At 74.1% G+C, this 24,577-nt stretch carries 20 protein-coding genes; 11 read left to right on the top strand and 9 right to left on the bottom strand.

The features are described 5' to 3' along the window. Nucleotides 1-8 precede the first annotated feature (8 nt). The 3 genes from Athai_RS14410 to Athai_RS14400 all read right to left on the bottom strand — a co-directional run bounded on the left by Athai_RS14410 (nucleotide 9) and on the right by Athai_RS14400 (nucleotide 5,552). Nucleotides 9-3,068, bottom strand: coding sequence for an alpha-N-acetylglucosaminidase (locus tag Athai_RS14410; protein ID WP_203961956.1), 3,060 nt, complete (start codon nucleotides 3,066-3,068; stop codon nucleotides 9-11). A gap of 282 nt (nucleotides 3,069-3,350) precedes the next feature. Then, a complete protein-coding gene (locus Athai_RS14405) occupies nucleotides 3,351-3,929 on the bottom strand; it encodes a histidine phosphatase family protein (RefSeq protein ID WP_203961955.1) in 579 nt (192 codons plus the stop codon). A gap of 168 nt (nucleotides 3,930-4,097) precedes the next feature. Then, complete coding sequence (locus Athai_RS14400; protein ID WP_239156933.1) at nucleotides 4,098-5,552, bottom strand: KamA family radical SAM protein; 1,455 nt, start codon at nucleotides 5,550-5,552, stop codon at nucleotides 4,098-4,100. 125 nt (nucleotides 5,553-5,677) lie between these two features. Here Athai_RS14400 and kdd point away from each other — a divergent pair, with 125 nt between their 5' ends. The 6 genes from kdd to Athai_RS14370 all read left to right on the top strand — a co-directional run bounded on the left by kdd (nucleotide 5,678) and on the right by Athai_RS14370 (nucleotide 12,632). Further along, nucleotides 5,678-6,742, top strand: a complete 1,065-nt coding sequence (gene kdd / locus Athai_RS14395) for an L-erythro-3,5-diaminohexanoate dehydrogenase (RefSeq protein WP_203961954.1) — start codon at nucleotides 5,678-5,680, stop codon at nucleotides 6,740-6,742. A gap of 38 nt (nucleotides 6,743-6,780) precedes the next feature. Beyond that, nucleotides 6,781-8,307, top strand: coding sequence for an amidohydrolase (locus tag Athai_RS14390; protein ID WP_203961953.1), 1,527 nt, complete (start codon nucleotides 6,781-6,783; stop codon nucleotides 8,305-8,307). A gap of 120 nt (nucleotides 8,308-8,427) precedes the next feature. Continuing rightward, entirely contained in the window at nucleotides 8,428-10,035 is a 1,608-nt protein-coding gene (gene kamD, locus Athai_RS14385; RefSeq protein WP_203961952.1) for a lysine 5,6-aminomutase subunit alpha, read from the top strand. Next, the gene (kamE, locus tag Athai_RS14380; RefSeq protein WP_203961951.1) at nucleotides 10,032-10,832 is read left to right on the top strand and encodes a lysine 5,6-aminomutase subunit beta; all 801 of its coding nucleotides are present in this window, start codon (nucleotides 10,032-10,034) and stop codon (nucleotides 10,830-10,832) included. Before kamD ends, kamE begins: the two co-directional genes overlap by 4 nt. Continuing rightward, nucleotides 10,825-11,217 carry a 3-aminobutyryl-CoA ammonia lyase gene (gene kal / locus Athai_RS14375; protein ID WP_239156932.1) on the top strand — a complete coding sequence of 131 codons (393 nt, stop codon included), beginning with the start codon at nucleotides 10,825-10,827 and terminating at the stop codon, nucleotides 11,215-11,217. The genes kamE and kal overlap by 8 nt, the downstream gene beginning before the upstream one ends. Beyond that, a complete protein-coding gene (locus tag Athai_RS14370) occupies nucleotides 11,214-12,632 on the top strand; it encodes a glutamate mutase L (protein WP_203961950.1) in 1,419 nt (472 codons plus the stop codon). The genes kal and Athai_RS14370 overlap by 4 nt, the downstream gene beginning before the upstream one ends. Nucleotides 12,633-12,644: 12 nt before the next feature. On the opposite strand, the gene Athai_RS14365 is transcribed toward Athai_RS14370, so the two are convergent. Continuing rightward, complete coding sequence (locus Athai_RS14365; protein WP_203961949.1) at nucleotides 12,645-13,019, bottom strand: YrdB family protein; 375 nt, start codon at nucleotides 13,017-13,019, stop codon at nucleotides 12,645-12,647. A gap of 667 nt (nucleotides 13,020-13,686) precedes the next feature. On the opposite strand from Athai_RS14365, the gene lnt reads away from it, so the two are divergent. Beyond that, a complete protein-coding gene (gene lnt, locus Athai_RS14360) occupies nucleotides 13,687-15,354 on the top strand; it encodes an apolipoprotein N-acyltransferase (RefSeq protein ID WP_420829781.1) in 1,668 nt (555 codons plus the stop codon). 3 nt (nucleotides 15,355-15,357) lie between these two features. Then, on the top strand, nucleotides 15,358-15,840 hold the full coding sequence (locus Athai_RS14355; protein WP_203961948.1) for an FxsA family protein: 483 nt from the start codon (nucleotides 15,358-15,360) through the stop codon (nucleotides 15,838-15,840). Nucleotides 15,841-15,847: 7 nt separating this feature from the next. Here Athai_RS14355 and Athai_RS14350 read toward each other — a convergent pair whose 3' ends face one another. Further along, the gene (locus Athai_RS14350; protein ID WP_203961947.1) at nucleotides 15,848-16,735 is read right to left on the bottom strand and encodes an LLM class flavin-dependent oxidoreductase; all 888 of its coding nucleotides are present in this window, start codon (nucleotides 16,733-16,735) and stop codon (nucleotides 15,848-15,850) included. Nucleotides 16,736-16,944: 209 nt separating this feature from the next. On the opposite strand from Athai_RS14350, the gene Athai_RS14345 reads away from it, so the two are divergent. Together Athai_RS14345 and Athai_RS14340 are read left to right on the top strand one after the other, a co-directional pair. After that, nucleotides 16,945-17,895 carry a tyrosine-type recombinase/integrase gene (locus Athai_RS14345; RefSeq protein ID WP_203961946.1) on the top strand — a complete coding sequence of 317 codons (951 nt, stop codon included), beginning with the start codon at nucleotides 16,945-16,947 and terminating at the stop codon, nucleotides 17,893-17,895. Nucleotides 17,896-17,925: 30 nt separating this feature from the next. Continuing rightward, on the top strand, nucleotides 17,926-18,483 hold the full coding sequence (locus Athai_RS14340; RefSeq protein ID WP_203961945.1) for an APC family permease: 558 nt from the start codon (nucleotides 17,926-17,928) through the stop codon (nucleotides 18,481-18,483). A 39-nt stretch (nucleotides 18,484-18,522) separates the two neighbouring features. Here the strand turns inward: Athai_RS14340 and Athai_RS14335 are convergent, their stop codons facing one another. Beyond that, nucleotides 18,523-20,253: an acyl-CoA dehydrogenase family protein gene (locus Athai_RS14335; RefSeq protein ID WP_203961944.1), complete on the bottom strand. Its 1,731-nt coding sequence runs from the start codon at nucleotides 20,251-20,253 to the stop codon at nucleotides 18,523-18,525. 118 nt (nucleotides 20,254-20,371) lie between these two features. Here Athai_RS14335 and Athai_RS14330 point away from each other — a divergent pair, with 118 nt between their 5' ends. Beyond that, complete coding sequence (locus tag Athai_RS14330) at nucleotides 20,372-21,451, top strand: patatin-like phospholipase family protein (protein WP_203961943.1); 1,080 nt, start codon at nucleotides 20,372-20,374, stop codon at nucleotides 21,449-21,451. A 65-nt stretch (nucleotides 21,452-21,516) separates the two neighbouring features. On the opposite strand, the gene Athai_RS14325 is transcribed toward Athai_RS14330, so the two are convergent. The 3 genes from Athai_RS14325 to Athai_RS14315 form a co-directional block, all read right to left on the bottom strand. Then, on the bottom strand, nucleotides 21,517-22,182 hold the full coding sequence (locus Athai_RS14325) for a thymidine kinase (protein WP_239157406.1): 666 nt from the start codon (nucleotides 22,180-22,182) through the stop codon (nucleotides 21,517-21,519). A 79-nt stretch (nucleotides 22,183-22,261) separates the two neighbouring features. Next, nucleotides 22,262-23,614: an MFS transporter gene (locus tag Athai_RS14320; RefSeq protein ID WP_203961942.1), complete on the bottom strand. Its 1,353-nt coding sequence runs from the start codon at nucleotides 23,612-23,614 to the stop codon at nucleotides 22,262-22,264. Nucleotides 23,615-23,741: 127 nt separating this feature from the next. Then, the gene (locus Athai_RS14315) at nucleotides 23,742-24,539 is read right to left on the bottom strand and encodes a glycerophosphodiester phosphodiesterase family protein (RefSeq protein WP_239156931.1); all 798 of its coding nucleotides are present in this window, start codon (nucleotides 24,537-24,539) and stop codon (nucleotides 23,742-23,744) included. Between the last annotated feature and the right edge of the window lie 38 nt (nucleotides 24,540-24,577).

Here is a 24,577-nt window from a genome sequence, read left to right as displayed (position 1 = left end):
CCGTGGTTTCAGTGCACGCTGACGGTGTCGAAGGTGGCGATGCCGGTGGCGCCGGAGCCGCCGTTGGCGGCGGTCATGAAGATCCCGACCTCCGGGGTGGCGGCGAGTCCGCTGGGGCGCGCGGTGCCGAGGGATGTCCAGTCGGTGCCGTCGGTGCGGTAGGCGGCGGTGACGGTGGCGCCGGTTCGGGTCAGCCGCAGGGTGACCGGTGCGACGGGGCCGGCGGTGGCGGTGACCTTGTTGAGCCGGCCGTCGCCGTTGTCGTCGACCGACAGCGCGCAGCCGTGTGCCGGTGTGACCGCGAGGTTGGCGTAGCCCAGGGCCCCGTTCTTGGCCAGCGAGTTGCGCACGACCAGGCCGGCGCGTGCCCAGGGACCGGTCGGATCCTGGAGTACGACGCGGACGGTGGCGGTGGCGCCGTCGGGGAGCCCGCCGGGCAGCACGATGGCGGCGAACTGGTTGGTGCCTCCCCACATGTCCCGGCCGCCGCCGAAGATGCCGAAGCCGGTACCGGCGGCGGCGAAGGTGGCGTCGTTGAAGTCGACGGTTCGGTAGGGGTCGGTGATCGGGGCGCCGGCGAGTACCCGGGTAGCGCCGGTGGCGTGGCCGCTGGCTCGGCCCACGCGGTAGTTCGCTCGCACGGTGAGGGTGGTGGCGGGTTGGTCGGTGTGCCAGCCGGTGGGTGCGGTGAGCTGCCAGCGGACGGCGGCGCCGGTTCCGCCGCGGAGGGTGTCGATGCCGGTGGGGTCGAGTGGGGTGGCGGTGGCGCCGTCGGGTACGGCTGGGGTGAGGGTCGCGGCGTGCACGTCGGACAGGCCGCTGGCGTTGGTGATGTGGGCGGTCAGGGTGGTGGTGGAGCCGGCGACGAGGATGGCGGGCTCGGCGGTGACGGTGACCGGTACCTGGTGGGTGTCGGCGGCGAGCGTTCGGTGTATCGCGGTGGCCAGGGCGTGTTCGTCGCCGGTGGGGTGACTGCGGTAGCTGTTGGTGCGGCGGGCCCAGGCGTCGGTCAGTGCGTACCAGTCGATCGGGGCGGGCGCCCGGCCGCTGGTCAGGGCGGTGCGCAGGCTGTCGAAGTAGCGGCGCCAGCGGTCGTGGTAGACGTCGCCGATCAGGCCGTGCCATTCGCGGTTGGCGTAGTCGTGCAGGCCGCCGACCTGGCTGGCGTGGCGGTCGCCCCAGACGGTGAGGATGGTGCGTTGGTCGAACTCGCCGGGGGCGCCGGCGGCGCGGCGGGCGGCGGCGAGTGCGGGGCCGAGCAGGAATTCGCCTCGGCTGGCGACGAGACGTTCCAGCAGCTGCATCCAGCTCAGCCATACCGCGGTGAGTTCGTCGAAGGCGGCGGTGTCGCCGGTGTGGTAGGCGGCGGCGATCTGGGGCAGCAGGATGCGGCTGCGGTTGGTGAGGGTCTGCCGGGCGATGTCGACCAGGTCGTACCGGTAGGCGTCGGTGTGGCGCAGGGTGGGGTGGGCGGCGAGCAGCAGGGGCAGCGCCCGGTCGAAGGTCGCCCCGTCGTACTGCATGGTGTCGGGTGACCAGCCGGCGCCGGAGGTGGCGGAGAGGCTGGGCTGGGCGGCGAACAGGCTGTCTTGTGGTTCGCCCTTGACGGTGCCGTCGAGGGCGTAGGCGGTGGCGCGCAGGGTCTGCCAGGCGGCGGTGGCGTGCCGGTCGGGGTGGCCGTAGCGGCGGGCGGCGTAGTCGGCGTACCAGTCGCGTGCGTCGATGGCGTGGTCGGTCCAGGCGAGCGAGGCGAACAGGTCGAGGGCGGCTGCGTTGTTGTCGCCGGCTTCGGGCATCAGGGCGATGCCGGTCAGGGCGCTGTCTTGCTTGTCGCGCCACTGCCGGTATTTGTCGATCCAGACCGGGGTGCAGGCGCCGAGGGTGGACTTGCCGCCATAGTTGAAGATGGTGCCGAACGCGTACGGGGTGCCAGACCAGTCGGTGTCGCGGTCGGTCTTGTCGGCGTGTTCGGACAGCCCGTCGACGATGAGCATCCGGCTGGTGTCGACGGCGGCGATGGTGTCTTTCTTGGGGTTGTCCTGCCAGCCGAGGATGACCCAGGTGGCGTCGGGGTGCGCGGTGCGCAGCGCGGTTTCGACCGCTCGGGAGGCGTCTCCGACGGGGACGTCGCCGGCGGTGCCACCTTCGTGCAGCAGGTCCATTTTGTACATGGTGGTGTCGCCGTAGCGGGCGGCCGAGTGGCGGTAGAAGGCGGCGGCGACGCGGGTGAAGTGGTCGTCGCGGGGGTCGAGCCAGCCGGGGCGGGTGAAGCCGCACCAGCTGCCCTGGGGTACGACGTGGGCGCCGGTGTTGCGGTCGGCGAAGTCGGGTGGCACGGTGCCGAAGTAGCCGGGCAGTACGGGGGTCATGCCGAGGGCGCGGATGTGGTCGATCAGGGCGGCGGCGGTGTCGGCGCGGTGCTCGATCTCCGCGGCGGCGACCGGCCCGCCGAAGCCGGACATGTTCTGCAGCAGCCACCAGGGTTGGTGGGCGGGTGCCGGGATCCAGGCGCGGACCTCGTCGTCGGTGTAGCCGAACTCGCGCAGGGTGTCGCGGTAGACGGCGTCGGCGCCGAGGTAGACGAGGATCTCGTTGAAGCCGTGTAGGGCGAGGATGTCGACCTCGTGGCGCCACCGGTCGAGGTCCCGGTAGGGGCCGGTGTAGCCGTCGTTGGTGTCGTTGAGCGCGAACCGGTGCGGTACGTCGGCGCGGCCGGTGATCGGGGTGGCGGGTGCGGGGAGCCGGGCGGGCAGGTGGTCGAGGTTGGTGCCGGCCCACCAGATCCCGGCGTGCAGCGTTTCGCCGAGGTAGCGGTGGAAGCCGGTGAGGATCGTCGCCGGGGTGGTGGCCTCGATGTGTGGCCGTCCGTGATGGTCGGACACCCGGTAGGTGTCGGTGTCGGTGCGGGCGGTGAGGCTGAGGGTGAGTTGGTCGGCTCGGCGGCCGATGAGGCGGCGTAGCGCGGCGCGGGCGGGTTCGACGGCGTCGTGGGCGGCGGCTGGGTGGGCGATTCCGGTGGCGGCCAGTCCGGCGGCGCTGGCGGCCAGGACTGTTCTGCGTCGCGTCATGGGGACCTCCGGCCGGGGCGATCGGGTCGCAGGCAGCCTATGGTGCGCGAAGTTGGTCGACAAGTGCAGTTGGGCGACAAGTTTGCGCATGCCGGTCGGCGGGTCGGTACCTGGTCGCGGCTGTCGGTGGTGGTCCGCAGTGGCGGTGGCGCCGACGTGCGGGACGCCGGTCGAGCGGTGCGCGGACCTGCCGGTGACCGAGCGGGTGGCGGTGTCGTCGCCGCCCGGGTGTGCGGTACGCGGCTCGCGCGCACCCGGGCGGGGCGGGTACGGCTCCGGCGGTCAGGAGCTGGTGACGGCGGCGTTCCAGCTGGTGACGACGGGGCGGCCGTGTTCGAAGCCGAGGGTGGACAGGGTGCCGGTGTCGAGCTTGAGCAGCCCGCCGCAGGCGGCGGCCAGGCCGATCCAGCGGGCGCCGGCGACCCGTAGCGCGTGGCCGTGCGCGACGAGCGCGACGTCGCCGTCGCAGAGCTGTTCGCGGGCGCGTTGCAGGACCCGGTCGAGGCGGGCGCCGACCGCGGCGGGTTTCTCCCCGCCGGGTGCGCCGTCGGTCCACAGGTCCCAGTCAGGCACCTCGGTGTGGATGTCGGCGGTGGTGCGGCCCTCGTAGTCGCCGTAGTTCCATTCGGCCAGGTCGTCGTCGACCGCGGTGACGGTCAGGCCGGCGAGCTGCGCGGTGCGTCGGGCGCGGGTTCGCGGCGAGCTGTACACGGCGGTGAACTGGCGCCGGGCGAGGGCGGGTGCCAGGTCGGCCGCTTGCCGTTCACCGCGCTCGGTGAGCGGCAGGTCGGTGACGGAGGTGTGCTGGCCGCTTGCCGACCAGGCGGTTTCGCCGTGCCGGATCAGGACGATCTCTGCCATGCGCCCAGTGTTCCCGATGGTCTCGGCGAGCACCGGGCGTTCCCGGCGTGGTGTCGAACGCGCCACCCGCCGCCGGCCGGTGAGGGTGCCGCCGCACCCGACGCCGTTGTCGGGTGCGGCGGGGCCGCGGCGTCCGGAGCGGGGACGGTCCGGGGCGGGGACGGCTGGTCAGGCGTGCACGGCGTCGCGTTCGGCGGCCTGCCGGGACGCCGCGGCGGCGTCGGCGGCGGCCGCGGTGTCCGGCGGGAAGTTGTCCCGCCACCACTGCTGGCCGGACTCGGGGAGGGTGTAGATCGGGTCGTAGAACGGGTACCGGCGCTGGAGCGCGTCGGGGTCGTCGAGTTCGATGCCGGTGCGGTAGTTCTTCGTCCAGTACGAGATGCCGCGTTCGCGGTCGTAGTCGGCGAGCATGTGCACCCACCGTTTGCCGACGAACGGCACGTCGCACACGATCCGCGGGGTGGCGTAGCCGGGCAGGTAGCCCATGATGGCGTGTTGCAGGTGCTGGGCTTCGGCGACCGAGACGCGCCAGTGTTCGGCGTTGGGGATCATGTCGCACATGTAGAAGTAGTACGGCAGGATGTTCGCCTCGCCCTGCAGCCCGAAGCACAGGTCGAGCAGGTCGGTGTCGGTGGCGTTGACGCCGCGCATCAGCACGCCCTGGTTGCGCACGTCGCGTACGCCGACGTCCAATGCGGTGCGGGCGGCCTCGGCGACCAGCGGGGTCAGCGAGTTGACGTGGTTGACGTGGGTGTGGATGGCGAGGTTGACGCCGCGGCGGTGGGCGGTGCGGGCGACTCGTTCGAGCCCTTCGACCACGTCGGGGGCCAGCCAGTGCTGCGGCATGCCCATCAGTGCCTTGGTGGCCAGCCGGATGTCGCGGATGGTGTCGATGGCCAGCAGCCGCATCAGGAACGCTTCGAGGTTCTTCCACGGCACGTTGGCCACGTCGCCGCCGGAGACGACCACGTCGCGCACCTCGGGGTGCTGCTGCAGGTAGTTGATGATCGCGTCGTACCGGTCGACCGGCTTGCCGGTCAGCCGCAGCTTGTCGATGGTCGGGGTGGAGTTGCCGACCAGGTCCATCCGGGTGCAGTGCCCGCAGTACTGCGGGCAGGTCGACAGCAGCTCGGCCAGCACCTTCGTCGGGTACCGGTGGGTGAGGCCCTCGGCGACCCACATGTCGTGCTCGTGCAGCGAGTCGCGGGTGGCGTGCGGGTGGCTGGGCCAGTCGGCGCGGCGGTCGGAGGCGACCGGCAGCATGTACCGGCGGACCGGGTCGGTGTAGAACGCGTCGGTGTCGGGCACCTCGTGCGGCACCATGGTGTTGAGCATCTGCGGCGGCAGCAGCATCGACATCGTCGCGTGCTGTTCCTGGTCGGCGGCGAGGTCGTCGTAGAACTTCTCGTCGAGCAGGTCGCCCATCAGCTGCCGCAGTTGCTTGATGTTCTTGACGCAGTGCGCGCGCTGCCACTGCGCGGAACGCCACTGGGCGGCGGTGACGTCGGCGAAACCGGGCAGCCGGGTCCAGTCGGGTTCGACCAGCTCGACCCGGCGGTATTCGTACGGCTGGCCGCCGGCGTCGTCGCCCTGACCCACGGTGCTCTCGACCTGTTCCGCCACGGTGCTGCCTCCTCGCTTGCCGGTGCCGCGTGCTCCGGTACCTTAGCGCAAGGATAGTGGAATTCTTGCGGGTGAGTAATTATCCTGCCGAAGGATTTCCGGTGGTGGCGCGGAGCGGAGGGCGCATGAGCGGGGTTGCGGAACGTACCGGGGTGACGGCGACCGAGTCGCCGGTCGGCCTGCATCGGGTGCTGGCGCCTGCCGGGGTGCTGCCGCAGGCCGCGCAGCGCCTGGACACCAACCCCGACATCCGGCCCGGTGAGGTACGCATCAGCCTGGAACGTCTCAACCTGGACGCGGCGAGCTACCGGCAGCTGTCGGGCAAGCATCACGGCGACGGCGACGCGATCCGCGCCGAGGTGCTCGACATCATCACCAGCCGCGGCAAGATGCACAATCCGGTCACCGGCTCCGGCGGCATGCTGATCGGCACGGTCGACGCGGTCGGCGACCAGTCGCCGCTGGGCCTGCAGGTCGGCCAGCGCGTCGCCACGCTCGTGTCGCTGACGCTGACCCCGCTGGCGATCACCGACGCGCTCGCCGGCTGGGACGGCCGCGGCGAGCAGGTGCCCGCCGCCGGCCACGCCATCCTGTTTGCACGCTCGATCGCCGCGGTGCTGCCCGACGACGAGGACCCCGAACTGTCTCTTGCGGTACTCGACGTGTGCGGTGCGCCGGCGCTGACCGCCCGGGTGGTCGAGGCCGCCGCGGCCCGGCTCGGTGCCGCGCCGCGGGTCGCGGTGCTCGGCGGTGCCGGCAAGTCGGGCAGCCTGTCGCTCGCCGCCGCCCGCCGGGCCGGCGCCGGCACCGTCGGCGTGGTACCCACCGAGGCCGAGGCCGACCGGCTGCGCGCCGCCGGTCTCGCCGACCAGGTCGTGATCGCCGACGCCACCGACCCGGTCGCCCTGTCGGCCGCGGTCGGCCGGGGCGCCGACGTGACCGTCGTGTGCGTCGACGTACCCGGCTGCGAGCACGGCGCGATCCTCGCCACCGCCGAGGGCGGCACGGTGATCTTCTTCTCGATGGCCACCTCGTTCGCCGCCGCCGCGCTCGGCGCCGAAGGCCTGGCCGCCGACGTCACGATGCTGGTCGGCAACGGCTACGTGCCGGGCCACGCCGAACGCGCGCTGGAGCTGCTGCGCACCGAACCCGGGGTGCGGGAGCTGTTCGGCGCCCGGCTCGCGGGCTGACCGGCGCGCCGGCGGGCAGGCGGGGAAGACTGGAGGGCATGGTGCGAACCCTGTATCGCGGGGGTCGGGTGTACAGCCCGGCCGACCCGCACGCCACAGCCCTTGCCGTCGACGACGACCGGATCAGCTGGGTCGGCGCCGACGACGACGCCCCCACCGCCGACACCATCATCGAGTTGGACGGGGCGCTGCTGGCGCCCGCGTTCGTCGACGCGCACGCCCACCTGACCAACACCGGCCTGACCATGACGCTGCTGGACGTCTCGCCGGTACGGTCGGCCGCGCAGCTGCTCGACGCGGTCGCCGCGCACGCCGCCACGCTGCCCGCCGGGTCGCTGGTCTACGCCCGCGGCTACGACGAGTCGACCTGGCCGGATCCGAGCCTGCCGCACCGCACCGAGCTGGAGAACGCGGTCGACGGGCGACCCTGCTACGTCTCGCACATCAGCGGGCACGCCGCGCTGACCACCGGTGCGCTGGTCGCTGCGGTCCCCGGGGTGACCGGTATGCCCGGCTACGGTGCCGACGGGCGACACACCCTGGAAGCGGTCGACGCGCTGTACGCGGCGGCGATCACCCAGCTCGACGCACCCACCCGGCACCGGGCGCAGCAGGTGGCGCTGGGCGCCGCCGCCGCGCTGGGCATCGGCTGCGTGCACGAGTGCGGTGGACCCACCACCAGCTCCGAAACCGACTTCACCGAACTGCTCGCCGCCTCGTCGGACCAGCCGGTACCGCAGGTCGTCGGGTACTGGGGGGAGCTCGGTGCGGCCAGCAAGGCGCGGGAGCTGGGCGCCGCCGGTGCCGCCGGCGACCTTTACGCCGACGGCGCGCTCGGCTCGGTCGACGCCCACCTGAGCGTCCCGTACGCCGACGGCAGCGGCTGCGGGCACGCGCTGCTGTCGGCCGAGGAGGTCGCCGCGCACATCGTCGACTGCACCGGGCACGGCATGCAGGGCGGCATGCACGCCATCGGCGACGCCGCGGTCGCCACCGTGCTGGCCGGGTTCGCCGCCGCGGCCGAGGTGGTGGGCATCGAGCGGCTGCGGGCCGCCCGGCACCGCGTCGAGCATGCCGAGATCCTGGACAAGACGCTGATCGCCGGGCTGGTCGAGTTCGGGTTGACGGCGAGTGTGCAGCCGGCGTTCGACCGGCTGTGGGGCGGCGCCGGCCAGATGTACCAGCAGCGGCTCGGGCTGGATCGGTCGCTGGCGTCCAACCCGTTCGGGTCGCTGTCGGGTGTCGGGGTGCCGTTGGCGTTCGGGTCCGACTCGCCGGTCACCCCGCTCGACCCGTGGGGCGGGGTGCGTGCCGCCGCGCAGCACCACAACCCGGCGCAGCGGATCAGCGTGCGCACCGCGTTCGCCGCGCACACCCGCGGCGGCTGGCGGGCGGCCCGCTACGACGAGACCGGGTTCCTCGCCCCGGGCGCCCCGGCCACCCTCGCGGTGTGGGACTGCCCGGCCGGGCTGGACGAGCACGGCCTGCCGCTGCTCGACGAACCCGACCAGACGCCGCGCTGCCTGCGCACGGTACGCGACGGGGTCACCATCTTCACCGCCTGACCGCACGGCGCGGCCCGGCACCACCGCCCGGACGGGCGGCACGCAGCACCACCGCCCGCCGGGCGGGAGACCAGCACCACCGCCCGGCGGGCGGCAGGCAACGAGCAGGAGGTCATCGAGGTGGCAGCAACGGCGCGGCCCCGACGCGGTCGCAAGCTGGACCTGGATCCGGCGCTGGTACGCCGCGCCAGGTCGCTGGCCAGGAGGGCCGGCCGGCCGGTGGTGAAACTGGCCCGCGAGCACACGACGGTGTCGGTGGAGCGCGCCGTGCTGCGCCTGGCCGGCATGCACGGCGCCGACCCGGACGGCATCCCGTGGGTCAACCGGCTGGTCGACGCGGTGGCCGCCGACGTCGGGCTGACCGCCGGCGCCGCGCTGCCGGTGTTCCACGCCCTCGCCGAGCAGGGGCTGGCCGGCCGGGACGTACCGGTCGCCGACGCGCTGGTGGCGCTGGCGCAGAAGGCCGGCGCCGGTTCGGTGCGTTTCGAGGTACCCGAGGGCAAGCACGCCACCGCCGCCCGGCGGGCGGCGCGCCGCGCCGCCGCGGCCGGGGTGCGGCGGATGGACGCCGCCCGCACCGCCCGCGACCGGCTGGTGCGCCGGCTCGGTGACCCGCCGCAGCGGCCGTGGGTGTACCTGATCGTGGCCACCGGCGACATCTACGAGGACATCCCGCAGGCGCAGGCCGCGGCCCGGGAGGGCGCCGACATCATCGCGGTGATCCGCTCCACCGGCCAGTCGCTGCTGGACTACGTGCCCGAGGGCGCCACCCGGGAGGGGTTCGCCGGTACCTACGCCACGCAGGAGAACTTCCGGCTGATGCGGGCCGCCCTCGACGAGACGTCGAAGGAAGTGGGCCGCTACATCCGGCTGACCAACTACGCGTCCGGGCTGTGCATGCCGGAGATCGCGGCGCTGGCCGGGATGGAACGGCTGGACATGATGCTCAACGACTCGATGTACGGCATCCTGTTCCGCGACATCAACCCGATCCGCACGTTCGTCGACCAGCGGTTCTCCCGGCAGGTGCACGCCCGCGCCGGGATCATCATCAACACCGGCGAGGACAACTACCTCACCACCGCCGACGCGGTCGACGAGGCGCACACCGTCACCGTCTCCCAGCTGCTCAACGAGTACTTCGGCAAGGAGGCCGGCCTGTCCGACGCGCAGCTGGGCCTCGGGCACGCGTTCGAGATCAACCCGGACCTGCCCGACTCGTTCCGGCTGGAACTCGCGCACGCGCTGCTGGCCCGCGAGCTGTTCCCGAACGCGCCGCTGAAGTGGATGCCGCCGACCAAGCACATGACCGGCGACGTGTTCCGCGGCAACCTGCTCGACGGGTTCTTCAACCTCGCCGGCACCATGACCGGCCAGTCGATCCTGCTCGTGGGGATGATGACCGAGGCGGTCGTCACGCCGTGGCTGTCGGACCGCGACATCGCCCTGCAGAACGTGCGGTACGTGCTCGGCGCCGCCGGCAACCTGCACGAGGACTTCGTCCCCGCACCCGGCGGGTTCATCCAGCAGCGCGCCAACCAGGTCCTGTCCGAAGCGCTGGAGCTGCTGGAACGCATCGGCGAGCAGGGGCTGCTGGATGCGATCGGCGCCGGCACCTTCGGCATCATGAAGCGCCCGCCGGACGGCGGGAAGGGCCTGGCCGGGGTGGCCCGCAAGGACGCCGCCTACTACAACCCGGCCACCGACATCCTGGAGGCGGACGCATGAGCGCCAGCACCGACGCCGGCCCGGACGCCGCCGGGCAGCACCAGATCGTCCGGCCCTACGGCGACACCACCGGCGACGGGATGGTGCAGCTGTCGTTCACGCTGCCGATCCCGCACGACAAGCGCGCCGAGGGCGCCGCGCTGCAACTCGCCGGCAAGATGGGGATGGACCCGGCGATGCTGGTGCACGCCAAGGCGATGGGCCCCGACTTCACCTTCTTCGTCGTGTACGGCCAGGTCAACCACCTGGTCGACGTGTCGACGGTGCGGGTGGTCGAACGTGACTTCCCGGAGCTGAGCGCGGCGGCGGTCAACCAGACCATCCGCAAGAAGCTGCGCCGCAAGCTGGTGGTCGTGGGTGCCTGCATCGGTACCGACGCGCACACCGTCGGCATCGACGCCATCCTCAACATCAAGGGCACCGCCGGACACAAGGGCCTGGAGTACTACCGGGAGATGCGGGTGGTCAACCTCGGCGCCCAGGTGGCCGTGCCCGACCTGGTCGAGGCGGCCCGCGCCGAGCGCGCCGACGCGGTACTGATCTCCCAGGTCGTCACCCAACGCGACGCGCACCTGCACAACACCCGGGAGGCGTCCGCGGCGTTCCGGGAGGCGTTCGGTGCCGGCAAACGGCCGCTGCTGGTCGCCGGCGGCCCGCGGTTCGACGAGCTGATGTCCGACGAACTCGGCGTCGACCGCATCTTCGGCCGCAGCACCACCCCCGGCGAGGTCGCGTCCTACCTCGTCGACGCCCTGATCACCCGGCGCGAACGCGCGAAGGAGGCCGTCCGTGCCTGAGCCGCTGGCACCCGCCGACCAGGTCACCGTCACCCACCGCCGGTACGTGCCGGCCAGCCACGCCCACTACGCCGGCAACCTGGTCGACGGCGCGTACTCGCTGGGCCTGTTCGGCGACGCCGCCACCGAGCTGTGCATCCGCACCGACGGCGACGAGGGGCTGTTCGCCTCCTACGACGACGTGCAGTTCCGCGCCCCGGTACGGGCCGGTGACGTGCTGGAGGTCACCGCGACCCTGGTGGCCCGCGGGCGGCGCTCGCGGCGCATCCGGTTCGAGTCGCGGGTGGTGTGCCGGGGCCGCCCCGACCGGGGCGCCTCCGCCGCCGAGGCGCTGGCCGAACCGGTCGTGGCGGTCACCGCCACCGGCACCGTCGTCGTCCCGTGAGCCCGGCCGCCCGCCCCGACCCGCCCGCGGCCGGCGTCACCGGCCGGGCCGTCGCGGTGTGCGGTGATGTCGGCTCCACCTACACCAAGCTGCTGGCGGTGGAGCTCGGCACCGGCGCGCTGGCCGCGACCGCCGAGCACCGCACCACCGTCGACACCGACGTGCTGGTCGGCTACGACGCCTGCCTGGCCGCGCTGGCCGACCAGCTGCCCGGCGCCGACCTGTCCGCCCAGTACGTGTGCTCCTCGGCCGGCGGCGGGCTGCGGCTGGCCGTGGTCGGCTACGAGCCCCTGGTCACCGCCGATGCCGGGCACCGGGTCGGCCTGTCGGCCGGTGCCCGCGTCGTGCACGTGGCCGCCGGGCCGCTCGACGGCGCCGGCGTACGTGCCCTGCGGGCCGCGAAACCCGACGTGGTGCTGCTGGTCGGCGGCACCGACGGCGGCGACGCGGAGGTCCTGACCCACAACGCGGCCCGGCTGGCCGGCACCCGGCTGCGGGTACCGGTGGTGGTCGCCGGCAACGCCGACGCCGCCGACGCGGTGCGGCAGCGCCTCGCCGACGCCGGGGTACCGGTGAGCGTCACCGACAACGTGCTGCCGCGCATCGGGCAGCTCAACCCGGCGCCGGCCCGCGCCGCGATCCGGCGGGTGTTCCTGTCGCACGTCATCGGCGGTAAGAAGCTGTCCGCCGGCGCCCGGTTCCCGCGGCTGGTGCGGGCCGCCACCCCCGACGCGGTACTGGCCGGGGTCGAACTGCTCGCCGACGGCGCCGGGGAGGTCCCCGGCGCCGGGGAGATCCTCGCCGTCGACGTCGGCGGCGCCACCACCGACGTCTACTCGGTGCTGGTGCCCGACGCCGAACGCGACGGGCCGCACCGCGAGGTCGCCGGCACCCTGTGGCGGTCGCGCACCGTCGAGGGTGATCTCGGGATGCGCTGGAACGCGCCCGGCATCCTCGCCGCCGCCCGCGACGAACGGCTGCTGTCGGACGCCGACGCGGCGGCGCTCGCGCCCGCCGCCGACCGGCGTGCCGGCGACCCCGGCCTGCTGCCGGGCAGCGACACCGACCGCGACGTCGAGCGGCGACTCGCGGGCCTCGCGCTGCGCGTCGCGCTGCGCCGGCACGCGCGCGGGCAGCGCCGGGCCGACGGCAGCCGCGGACCCGGCCGCGACCTGCGGCGGGTGCGGCTGGTGGTGGGTTCCGGTGGGGTGCTGCGGCACGACGGCTCCGCGCCGGTGGTGCTGTCCGGGGCGTTGGGCGACCACGCCGGCGGCTACCCGCTGCCCACCCGGGCGGCGACCGTCGTCGACCACCGCTACGTGCTCGCCGCGGTCGGGCTGCTCGCCGGTGAGCACCCGGGTACCGCCGCCCGGCTCGCCGCGCAGCACCTCACCGACCTCGCCGCCGCCGGCTGAGCGCGCCGGCCGCTACCCTCGGGCCTGCTGCTCGACCTGCCGATGCTGCCCCAGCGCGTACGTGACGGTCAGGCTCGCCGCCGCCACCACGCCGAACACCACCCCCGGCGCGAGCCATCCGGTGCCCACCAGCGCCGCGGTCGCACCACCGAACAAGCCGACCTCGCACACCAGCCGCCCCGGCGCGGTCAGGAACCGGCCCCTGGGTGAGGCAAACAGCCCCCAGCACGTCGCCGCAGCCAGCGGCAGCAGGATTCCGGCGAGCAGCCGTACCGGCCAGCCCGCGTCCAGCCGCAGCCCCCACGCCACCAGGGCCGCGAGGCTCGCCAGCTCCAGCAGGAACCGAACGCCGAGGTTCAGCCCACCCACACCACGTCGCACCGTCACGACAGCAGTCTGGCAGGGCCGGTTCCGGCGGTCCCATCCGCCGAACGGCCCGACACACCCGGGCGGCGACACGCCGAGGCAAGGTGGACTTCCGGGTCGGGTCCGGGCGGATTCACCGGTACCGGTTGACAGCGTCGGGGGGCGGGTGCGTACCGTGCTTGACGTCCTACCTCGGGGGGCGGCTCGGCTTCACTTCGTCCCCCCACCCACGGGCAAGTTGGCGGCAGGTCGCGCCGCCACGCGGCCAGGTTACGTGGGCGGGGGTCGGCGGGGCGGGCGAACCGGTCGCCGCACCGACACGGGCCAGGGGGAAACAGCCGGCCAGTAGACAACGGCAACGGGTGGGCATCCAGTCCGCACCGGGTCGGTCCGAAGGTCTGTTGGAACGTCTGAGCACGTGCCGGCCGGGAAGGGCCTGGGAGCGCGGGGCGCGGCAGATGCCGCGCCCCTCTTCCGTCCCCGGCCCACCCTGCACCCGTGTGGGCCTCGGGCCCACCCTGCACCCGCGGCTCCCCGAGCCCACCCTGCACCCGCGTGCTCCCCGAGCCCACCCTGCACCCCGTGCGCCCCGGGGCCCCGCGCCCCGGCCGCCACGGCTCGCCGCACCGCCATCGTCCGCCGCACCCGTCCGGGCAGCACAAACGGTACGAAGCCGGCGGCCGGTGCCGTGCCGTCGGCCGCGCAGGGGGCCCGGCCGGGCTGGTGCGGCACAATCGAGCCCGTGACCGCCTCCGAGCAGCTGACCGGCGAGACGACCAACCCTGCCGACGCCCCGCCGGCCGCCGCCGCGCCCCGCCGGCTGCCGCTGCCGGTCGCGCTCGCCGCCGCCGCGGTCGCCGGGTTCGCGCTGCTCGCCGCCTTCCCGCCGTACGGGCAGTGGTGGGCCGCGCCGATCGGGGTGGCGCTGCTCGCGGTCGCCTGCCACCGCCGCCGCGCCCGCGGCGGGGCGCTGGCCGGCCTGGTCGCCGGCGCCGCGCTGTTCATCCCGCTGCTGAGCTGGACCAGCATCGTCATCGGGCACTGGCCGTGGCCGATCGTGTTGGCCCTGGTCGAGGCGCTGTACCTGGCGCTGATGGGCGCCGCCGCGGCTGCCGCGAGCCGGCTGGTCGACCGGTACCGGTGGAGCTGGCCGCTGCTGACCGGCGCGCTGTGGGTCGCGCAGGAGGCGCTGCGCGGCCGGGTGCCCTGGGGCGGTTTCCCGTGGGGCAGGGTCGCGTTCAGCCAGCAGGGCGGTCCGTTCGCCGGGCTGGCCGCGCTCGGCGGCGCACCTCTGATCACCTTCGCCGTGGCCGCCTGCGGGGGCCTGCTCGCCGCCGCCGCCTGGCGGCGCTGGCGGGCCCCGCGGCCCGGCGCCCTCGCCCGCGCCGCGGCCCTGGTCGCCGCGGCCGCCGTGGTCGCGCTGGCCGGCCTCGCCGTACCGGCGACGGTGCCGCACGGCCGGAAGGTGCGCATCGCGGTCGTGCAGGGCAACGTGCCGCGGCTCGGGTTGGAGTTCAACGCCCAGCGCCGCGCGGTGCTCGACAACCACGTCGATGCCACCCTCGCCCTGGCCAGACAGGTCGACGCCGGGACCAAGCCGCGGCCCGACCTGGTGGTGTGGCCGGAGAACTCCTCCGACATCGACCCGCTGCAGAACCCGGATGCCTACCAGCGCATCGACCAGGCCGCCGCCGCGATCGGCGCCCCGATCCTGGTCGGCGCGGTACTGGAGGGGCCGGGCGACCACGCGCGCAACGCCGGCATCGTGTGGACCCCCGGCGGCGGCCCGCAGCAGCCGATCTACGTCAAGCAGCATCCGGTGCCGTTCGCCGAGTACATCCCGCTGCGGTCGCTCGCGCGCAAGGTGACCAAGAAGGTCGACCTGGTCCGCTCCGACTTCGTGCCCGGCCACCGCACCGGCGCGCTGAAGCTCGGGCCGGCCACCGTCGGTGACGTGATCTGTTTCGAGGTCGGCTACGACGGCCTCGTCCGGGACACGATCACGCACGGCGCGGACCTGATCACGGTGCAGACCAACAACGCCGACTTCAACACCGCCGAGTCCCGGCAACAGCTCGCCATGGTGCAGGAGCGGGCCGTCGAGCACGGGCGGCCGGCGCTGATGGCCTCCACGGTCGGGGTCTCGGCGTTCGTCGGCGCCGACGGCAGCGTGCACGACGCCACCACGTTCAACACCCGCCGGGTCATCGAGACCACCACCCGGCTGGGGGAGGGCACCACCCTTGCCACCCGGTTGGGCGCCATACCCGAAATGGTGCTGGTGGCCGCGGCGCTGGCCGGCCTTCTCGCCGCCGCCGGGCTACGGTGGAGTGGCCGAACCCGAACCCGGAGGTGACCCGTGCGCCTCGCCGCCATCGCCCTCGTGACGCCGGTGCTGCTCGCGCTCGCCGAGCTGGCCGTGCTGCTGGCCGTCGCCCACTTCATCGGGCTCGGCTGGGCGCTGCTGATCCTGCTCGCCACCTCCGTCGCCGGTGCCGTGCTCATCGGCCGGGTCGGGCCCCGCGCCTGGCGCCGGTTCCGTGGCGCGTTGAACGAGGGCCGGCCGCCCGGCGCGGAGGCCACCAACGGGCTGCTGGCGCTCGCGGCCGCCGCGCTGATCGCGTTCCCCGGCTACCTGAGCGACGTGGTCGGCGCGCTGTTGCTGATCCCGGCGCTGCGTCGGCTCGCTGCCCGGGGCGTGCAGGCCGCGGCGGTGCGGCGGTTGTCGCCCGACCTCGCCGGGCAGGTGTTCGGCCCGCGCACCGTCCGGGTCCGCCAGCACCGGCACGAGGCCGCCGACGCCGAGGCGCCGCTGGAAGGCGACATCGTCGAACCGCGCTGACCGCCGGTCAGGCGGCGGCCCGCACCGCGGGGATCACCGTGCGGGCGAACAGCTCGCGCTGCGTCTCGGGGTCGGGGCCGGGCAGCGCGACGCTGAACGCGGTGAAGCCGCGCTCGGCGAAGCCCAGGAACCGCTCGACCAGGGCATCCGGCGGGCCGGTGACTGGTTCCGCCGCCGGGTCGGCGCTCCGCACCGTGTCCTGCACGCGGACCGCCAGGTGGTAGGCGCAGGTGATCTCGCCCGGGTCGCGGCCGGCCGCGGCCGCCGCGTCGAGCATCCGCAGGCGCATCCGTGCCGCCACGTCCGGCGGCGCGAACCCGAGCGACGGGATCCACCCGTCGGCCAGTTGCCCGGTCACCGCCAGCGCCCGCGGCCCGAACGTACCGAGCCAGATCGGGATCGGCCGGTCCGGTTTGGGGGACAGCTGCGCGGCGTCGGTGTGATGGACCCGGCCGGTGTGGCTGAACGCCTGCTGCGACCACAGCCCGCGGGCGATGCGGATCGCGTCGGCCAGCCCGTCGACCTTGTCACGCGCCGATGGAACCGGCAGCCCGAAGGCCCGGAACTCGTCGTCGGAGTAGCCGCCGCCGAGCCCGAGGATCAGCCGCCCGCCGGACAGGCGCTGCAGCGTCTCGGCCATCTTCGCCACCATCGCCGGATTGCGGTAGGGCACGCCGAGCACCCGGCTGGCCACCCTGATCCGGCTGGTGGCCGCGGCCATCCAGGTCAGCATCGTCCAGGTCTCGAACGTCGGGGAGTCTCCGCAGGGGTGGTCGGAGGTGGCCACGAAGTCGTAGCCCAGTTGCTCGGCGGCGACCGCGGTGGCCACCGGGTCGGCGCCGGGCCCGGCGGCGGCCGGGACGTTCAGGCCGAACAGGATCCTTGTTGTGGACATGTCAACGAAAGTACTCGGCAGAACGATGTCATGTCAACAAGATGGCCGGTCCTCGAAACCTGCAGCCGACCTCGCGGCGGCCCGGCACCCACCTCCGGCACCGCCGGCACCCGGCGGGCCCGCGAGCCGGCGGGTCGAGCGCGAGCAGCCGGCGACGCGCGTACCGAGCCGAAGCAAGCAACGGTACGTGCACCGCTAGGCTCGCGGAGGTGAGCGAACCGTCATCCGTACCCGCCGCGGAGCTGGTCCGGGTCGAGGCGCAGGTCGCCGCGCCCCGCCGGGAACCGAGCCCGGCACAGCGGCTCGCCGCGGCGTTCCTGCTGTCGCATCACGGCAACACCCGGGCGGCCTACGCCCGCGACCTCGCGCACTTCTTCGACTGGTGCGGCAGCGAGGGCGTCGACGTGCTGACCGCCCGCCGGGTGCACCTGGACGCCTACCGCGCGCACCTGGACGAGCTCGGCGTCGCACCGGCCACCCTGGTCCGCCGGCTGTCGGCGCTGTCCGGCTTCTACGCGTACGGGCAGGACGAGGAGCTGATCGCCCGCAACCCGGTGCAGCGGGTCCGGCGGCCCAAGGTCGGCGACAACGTGCAGTCCACCGGGTTGTCCGCGGCCGAGGCGGGGCTGCTGCTGGGCGCCGCGCACCGGCACTCGCCGCGCGCCGAGGTGGTCGTCACGCTGCTGCTGCTGTGCGGGCTGCGGGTCTCCGAACTGGTCGGCGCCACCGTCGCCGACCTCGGGTACGAACGGGGGCACCGGGTGCTGACGGTGACCCGCAAGGGCGGCCGCAGCCAGCGCATGGTGGTGCCGCCGCGGGCCGCGGCGATCCTCGACGACTACCTGGCCGGCCGTACCGGCGGGCCGCTGGTGGTGACCGCCACCGGCCGGGCCCTGGACCGGTACGCGATCTGGCGGCTGCTGCGCACCCTGGCCGCGGACGCGCTGCCACACCTGGCGGACTCGCTGCACCCGCACGACCTGCGGCACGCCTGCGCGACGCTGGCACTGGACGCCGGCGCCAGCCTGCACGACGTGCAGGACCTGCTCGGGCATGCCGACCCGCGGACCACCCGGCGCTACGACCGGGCCCGGCACAACCTGGACCGCTCGCCGTCGCACCGCCTGGCCATGCTGCTCGCCGACGCCGAGCCGCACTGACGGCCGGTCGGCCCGAGGAGGATGACGATCGTGGCAGTCGATCCGGAACGGCGCAGCGAGCAGCGGCGGGAGGCCAAGGAGCAGGCCCGGCGGACCAGCGAGCGCGCCCAGCGGCAGGCCGAACGCCTCCGGCAGGCCAGCCGCGCCCCCGACCAGCAGCAGGAGTGGGTCCGGCAGAACAACCTGATCTACGGCGGGCTGATCGCGGTCGGCCTGGTGCTGGTGCAGCCGTTCCTGACCGCGAGCAGCCTGAACCGGTCGGCGACCGTCTGCGTGCTCGCGTTCTCGGTCGCGATCCCGCTGCTGGCCGCGCTGGTACTGGTCAGCCGGCAGGAGGACTTCCGGCGGCGGACCAGCGACTCGCGGCTGGTCCGGCTCAGCCGCGCGGTCGCGCAGCTGCTCGGATTCGTCGGCGTGGTCGCCGGTTTCTGGCACATCCGCTGGTACGCCGGGGTCGCGGTGCTGGCCAGCGGGGTCGTTGCGATGATGGTCCACTCGGCCGGGCACTTCCGCCTGGAGGTCGCCGCCGCCGAGGAGTCGCCGCCGAGCCCGGACGGTACCGACGGCACCGACGGCACCGACGGCTGAACGTGCCGCGGCCGGCGGCGGGCCGCGGCACCCGGGGCATCAGCTCAGCGGCGTCCCGTCCACCAGCGACTCGAACGACGCGTCCGCCTCCGCCGCGACGTCGGCGCCGGTGAGCCGGTCGGCGCACCACAGCGCCGCGACCGCGGAAGCCCGCTGGTCGCCGCGCTCCGCCTCGTACAGCGCCTGCTCGACCAGCAACGCCGCCGCGTAGGCGTCCGCCAGCCGCAGCGCGAGGGTACGGGCGCCCACGGTGACCCGGCGGGCGGTCGGGTCGGTCGCGACCGCGTCGGTGGCGGCGGTCAACCGCGCGTGCGCGTCGCCCAGCGCGGTACCCGCCGGGCCCAGCCACCGCCCGCCCGCCGCGCCGGCGTCCCGCGCCGCCGCGGCGATGCGGGCCAGCAGCGGCCGGTGCGCGCCGCGCCCGGCGATCGCCCGCGGCAGATCCAGTGCCAGCACGTTGGTGGTGCCCTCCCAGATCGGCAGCACCTGCGCGTCCCGGATCAGCCGCGGGATGCCGGTGTCCTCCACGTAACCGGCGCCGCCGAAGCACTCCACGTACTCCGAGGCGGACGAGACGGCGAGCCGGCCGGTGGCGAGCTTCGCCAGCGTCGCGGCGAGCCGCAGCTCGGCCGCGGCGTCCTCGTCGCCGGCCACCTCGACCCGGCCCAGCAGCGCGAACCCGTGCGCGGCCAGGGCGTGCGCCGCCTCCGCGTGCACGGCGAGCCGGCCCAGGGTGGCCCGGTGCAGCGGCGCCTCGACCAGCGGGGCGCCGAACACCCGCCGCTCGCCGGCGTACGCCCGGGCCAGCCACAGCCCGCGGCGCATCCCGGCCGACGACGCGGCGGCGTTGTGCAGCCGGGCGATGCGCAGCAGTGTCATCATCCGGGCCACGCCATGCTCGTCGGGTTCCCCGACGGGCAGCGCGTACGCGTCGGTCAGGCCGATCTCCGCGGTCGGCAGCGCTCGGGTACCGAGCTTGTCCTTGAGCCGGTGCACCCGCACCCCGGGTGCCGGCGCGTCGGCGGCGAGGCCGGCGCCCAGCGGCGAGTCCGCGGCGTAGCGCGGCACCAGGAACGGGCTCAGCCCGGTGCCGCCGTCCGGGGTGGCGAGCGCGATCGCCATCGCCGAGTCGGCCGCCGAGCAGAACCACTTCTCGCCGGTCAGCCGCCAGCCGTCGCCGTCGCGGCGGGCCATGGTGGTGCTGCCGGACACGTCCGAGCCGCCCTGCGCCTCGGTCATCCACTGCCCGGAGGTGATCGCGACGTCCGGGTCGGTGGCGGTCAGCCGCGGCAGCCAGGTGTCCCGCAGCGCCGGGTCGACCTCCGGGCGGGACAGCAGCGCGCTGGCCCCGTCGGCCATCGCCAGCGGGCAGTTGAACGTCGCGGACTCCGGCCCGTACAGGTAGAGCAGCGCGTACTGCACGACCCGGGCGCCGGCGCCCCACACCGCCCGGGCCTGCGACTGGTACGGCAGCGCCACCAGCGCGTGCCGGGCCGCCGCGGCGCGCAGCGCCTGCCAGCCCGGCGCGGTCTCGATCCGGTCGATGCGCTCGCCGAACGGCCCGTACCGGTGCAGCACCGGCGGGTGCGTCTCGGCGTCGGTGTGCGCGGCGCGCAGGCTGTCGCGTACGTCGTCGGACAGTGCGGTGAGGCGGCCGCGGGCGGCGGCGTGCCCGTCCGCGCCGAGCAGCCGGTCCAGCCAGCTGCGCAGCACCGGGTCGGCGGCGTACACGTCGGGCAGGGCGGGCATGGTCTGCACGTACCGGTTCATGAGTGCAGTCTGCCAGGCTTGGTTACCGACGAGTAGACCGGATGGTCTGGTGACCGGTTTGTCGTGCTGGCGGCTAGGCTCGAACGGGTAGGACCGCAACGCCGGAAGGGCCACCGCCATGGACAACTCGCGCTACGCCGACCTGGTGCTGGAGGGCGGCGGGGTCAAGGGGATCGGGCTGCTCGGCGCGATCGAGGAGCTGGCCGAGCGGGGCCTGAGCTTCCCCCGCATCGCCGGCGCCTCCGCCGGCGCGATCGTCGGCGCGCTGTGCGCCGCCTGCCAGCAGGCCGGCCGGCCGGTGCGCGAACTGGTCGAGCTGATGGAGACGCTCGACTACCGCTCGTTCGCCGACCCGACCGTGCTCGACCGGTTCGGGCTGCTCGGCAAGGGCATCGAGCTGCTGCTGCACGACGGCGTCTACAAGGGCGACGTCGCGCTGCACTGGATCGAACGGCAACTCGCCGAGCGCGGCGTGCACACCTGGGGCGACCTGCGCATCGACGACGACCCCGGCACCTCGCTGCCGCCCGATCGGCGCTACCGACTGGTCGTCGTCGCCTCCGACCTGTCCCGCGGCCAGCTGGTCCGGCTGCCCTGGGACTACCAGCACTACGGCCTGGACGCCGACGAGCAGCCGGTGGCGCTCGCGGTGCGCGCGTCGATGTCGTACCCGTTCTTCTTCCGGCCGGTGACGCTGACCGCCGGGCACGGGCTGGGGGAGTGCACCCTGGTCGACGGCGGCATGCTGTCGAACTTCCCGATCGACGTGTTCGACCGCACCGACGGCAAGCCGAACCGGTGGCCGACCTACGGGGTGAAGCTGTCCGGCCGGCCGGCGGCCCGGCAGATCAGCCACGCCATCGACGGGCCGATCGACCTCGCTTTCGCCGCGCTGCACACCCTGCTGGACGCGCACGACGCCTACCACCTGGACGACGAGAACACCACCGCGCGGACCCTGTTCGTGGACACCCACGGGGTGTCCACCCTCGACTTCGGCATCGACCGGGAAACCCAGCGCACCCTCTACGCGGCCGGTCACGCCGCGGCGCGCAAGTTTCTGTCCCGGCGCGCTGCCGCGATCCCGGCCTCCCGCGCCACCCCGGCCTCCCGCGCCACCCCGGCCGAGCACACCGGTCCGGCTCCCGGCACCGACGACCCGGCCAGCGGGACGACCGCTGCGCCCAGCGCCAGCTGACCGGACGGCCCAACCCGGACCAGCGAGCCGGGCGCCTCGAACCCGGCACCGGCGAGCCGGGCGGCTCAGCCCAGCGGCAGTTGGCCGGCCGCCGGCGCCGCCGGCCCCAGATCGCCGGACCGGTAGTGCGCCCGGCACAGCACCTGGTAGTGCACCGGGTCGTCGCGGCCGGTGTCGCCGGTCAACACCTGCTCACCCTCGCGTACCACCCGGTTGCCCACCACGCGGGCGTTGAGCCGGCCGCGCCGGCCGCACCAGCACAGCACCTCCACCTGCAGCTGGTACACCCCGTCGGCCAGCTCCAGCAGCCGCTTGGTGGCCGGGAACAGCTCGCTGCGGAAGTCGGTGGCCAGCCCGAACGCGTACACGTCGATGTCGGCGTGGTCGACCAGATCGGCCAGCTGCTCGACCTGGTCGACGGCGAAGAACTGCACCTCGTCGCAGATCAGGTAGTCGATGCGGGCGCCCAGCGCCCACTTGCCGCGCACCAGCTCCCGCAGGTCCAACTCGTCGGTGACCTCGATGGCCCGGCGATCCAGCCCGATCCGGGTGGAGATGCGCGCCGCGCCGGACCGGTCCAGCCGGGTCAGCAGCAGGCCGCGGCGGCCCTGCCGGGCGTGGTTGTGATCCATCTGCAGCGCCAGCGTCGACTTGCCGCAGTCCATCGGACCGTGGAAGAACTTCAACCGGGCGGGCTGGTAGGTGTCACCCCGCGGTACCGGCCGGGCCAGCGCGCTGAGGTCGTCGAGGTCGGCTGTCACGAGCCGCAACCTTAGCGGGACCGCTCCCGCGCGCCGGAGCGACCGTCGGTCAGAGCAGCCGGGGCGGGGTGTTACCGGCCGCGGTGATGGCCCGGCGCATCGGCACCAGCGCCAGCGCGATCAGCCCGGCCACGAAGAACACCAGCAGCGACACCACGCCCAGCCGGTAGCTGCCGGTCAGCTGGAACACCAGTCCGAACAGCAGCGGCCCCAGCCAGCTGGTGCCCTTGTCGCCGATCTCGTAGAGCCCGAAGTACTCCGCCTCCCGCCCGGCGGGCACCAGCTGCGAGTACAGCGAGCGAGACAGCGCCTGGCTGCCGCCCATCACCAGCCCGATTCCCGAACCCAGTGCCACGAACAGCAGCACGTTGTGCGCCGGGACGAAGTAGGCGCAGCCGACCACCACCACCCACAGCACCAGCGACAGCAGCACCGACTTCCAGGCGCCGATCAGCTTGGCCAGCCACCCCAGCAGCAGCGCTCCGCCGAACGCGAGGAACTGGATGACCAGGATCGTCGCGGTCAGCGTGTCGGTACCGAGCTTCAGCTCCTCGGTGGCGAACACACTCGCCTGGCTCAGCACCGTCTGGATGCCGTCGTTGTAGATCAGGTACGCCACCCAGAAGAACAACGTCAACGGGTACGCCCGCAGCCCGGCCAGGGTGTGCCCCAGCTGCCGGAACCCGTCGAGCAGCCCGCCGGAGCGTGCGGTGTGCGCGGTACCGGGTCGCTCCCGCAGCAGCAGCACCGGCACCGTGGTGAACGCCGCCCACCACAGCCCGGCCGACACGATGCACCAGCGGGCCACGGTCAGGTTGGTACCGAAGGCGAACACCGCCACCAGGTTGCCGGCCAGCAGCAGCCCGCCACCCAGGTAGCCGATCGCCCACCCGATCGACGAGATCGAGTCCCGCTTGTCGGCGCCGGCCAGTTGCGGCAGGAACGAGTTGTACACCACCACGCTGGCGCCCAGGCTGATGTTCGCGACCAGGAACAGCGCCCCGCCCAGCAGGTACCGGCCGCCGCCGACCGCCACCATCCCGACGGTCGCCGCCGCACCGAGGTAGGCGAACACGGCGAGCAGTCGCTTCTTGCGTGCCGACCGGTCGGCGACCGCACCGACGATCGGCAGCACCACCACGGTCAGGATCACCGACAGCGACACCAGGTAGGCGTAGAAAGCGCCGGGCGCGACCGGGATGCCCAACGGGTGCAGCCGGACGCCGGTGCAACTGCCCGAACCGCAGCCGGCCGCCTGCTTCGCGACCTGGGTCAGGAACGGGCCGAGGAACACGGTGATCACCGTGGTGGCGAACGCCGAGTTGGCCCAGTCGTAGAAGTACCAGCCGACGCGCTCGCGGCGGCTGCTGGTCAGCTCGTCCGCCGGTGCGGTGGTGCTCATGCTCGCCGTCTCCTGCCGTCGGCCTGCTCCGGTCGCTCGCGGACCCGAGCGGCTGTGCGGGATCACATCATCGGTCGTGCCGGGCCCCGACAGCCTCCGAGACGATCATGCGGGTGCCGTCAAGCCGTCAGGCGTCCCATTGGCCACGAGCGAGTAACACTTCCCGCAGCACGTCGATCCGATCGGTCATGATCCCGTCCACACCGAGGTCCAGCAGCCGGTGCATCTCGGCCGGCTCGTCGATGGTCCACACGTGCACCTGCACGCCCAGCCGGTGCGCGTAGGCCACGAAGCGCCGGTCGACCACCCGCAGCGGTCCCAGCCGTACCGGCACCTGCGCGGCCGGCACCCCCGGGGTGAGCCCCAGCATGCTGTGCCCGGCGACCGACACCGCGCGCAGCCGGGCGAGGGCGGCCGGGCCGAGCGAGGTCGCCAGCCGTGGGCCCAGCTCGCGGCGCACCGCGGCGAGCCGCCGGTCGGAGAACGACGCGACCAGCACCCGCTCCACCGCACCGGTCGCCCGGATCGCCTCGACCAGCGGCCGCACCGCCGGCCACGACTTCACGTCCAGGTTGAACCGCAGCTTCGGCCACGCGTCGAGCACGTCCACCAGCTTCGGTACGGCCTGCTCGCCGCCGACCCGGATCGTCGCCAGGTCGGCGAACCGCAGCGTCTCCAGCGCCACGTTGCGCCCGGCCAGGCGGGTCAGGTCGGCGTCGTGGAAGATCACCGGTACGCCGTCGGCGGTGGCCCGCACGTCGGTCTCGACGTACCGGTAGCCGAGGTCGGCGGAGCGCTGGAACGCCGCGACGGTGTTCTCGTCACCGTCCGCCGCGCCGCCGCGGTGCGCGAACGCCAACGGCAACGGTGCGTCCAGGTACGGATACCGGCCGCTGTGGGTGGTGGGCTCCTGCTGGCTGTTCACCCGCCGAGTATCCCTGCCCGACACCCTCGTTTGTCGAC

The organism is Actinocatenispora thailandica (genome assembly GCF_016865425.1).
Classification (GTDB): Bacteria; Actinomycetota; Actinomycetes; order Mycobacteriales; family Micromonosporaceae; genus Actinocatenispora; species Actinocatenispora thailandica.
The sequence above is the reverse complement of the archived record's forward strand: the minus strand, read 5'-3'. Positions and strand labels throughout refer to the sequence as shown.

What these genes read in the sequence shown, in the direction of transcription:
- Athai_RS14410 (WP_203961956.1), bottom strand. Translation starts at nt 3,068, where the DNA reads ATGACGCGACGCAGAACAGTCCTGGCCGCCAGCGCCGCCGGACTGGCC.
- Athai_RS14405 (WP_203961955.1), bottom strand. Translation starts at nt 3,929, where the DNA reads ATGGCAGAGATCGTCCTGATCCGGCACGGCGAAACCGCCTGGTCGGCA.
- kdd (WP_203961954.1), top strand. Translation starts at nt 5,678, where the DNA reads ATGAGCGGGGTTGCGGAACGTACCGGGGTGACGGCGACCGAGTCGCCG.
- Athai_RS14390 (WP_203961953.1), top strand. Translation starts at nt 6,781, where the DNA reads ATGGTGCGAACCCTGTATCGCGGGGGTCGGGTGTACAGCCCGGCCGAC.
- kamE (WP_203961951.1), top strand. Translation starts at nt 10,032, where the DNA reads ATGAGCGCCAGCACCGACGCCGGCCCGGACGCCGCCGGGCAGCACCAG.
- Athai_RS14350 (WP_203961947.1), bottom strand. Translation starts at nt 16,735, where the DNA reads ATGTCCACAACAAGGATCCTGTTCGGCCTGAACGTCCCGGCCGCCGCC.
- Athai_RS14335 (WP_203961944.1), bottom strand. Translation starts at nt 20,253, where the DNA reads ATGAACCGGTACGTGCAGACCATGCCCGCCCTGCCCGACGTGTACGCC.
- Athai_RS14330 (WP_203961943.1), top strand. Translation starts at nt 20,372, where the DNA reads ATGGACAACTCGCGCTACGCCGACCTGGTGCTGGAGGGCGGCGGGGTC.
- Athai_RS14320 (WP_203961942.1), bottom strand. Translation starts at nt 23,614, where the DNA reads ATGAGCACCACCGCACCGGCGGACGAGCTGACCAGCAGCCGCCGCGAG.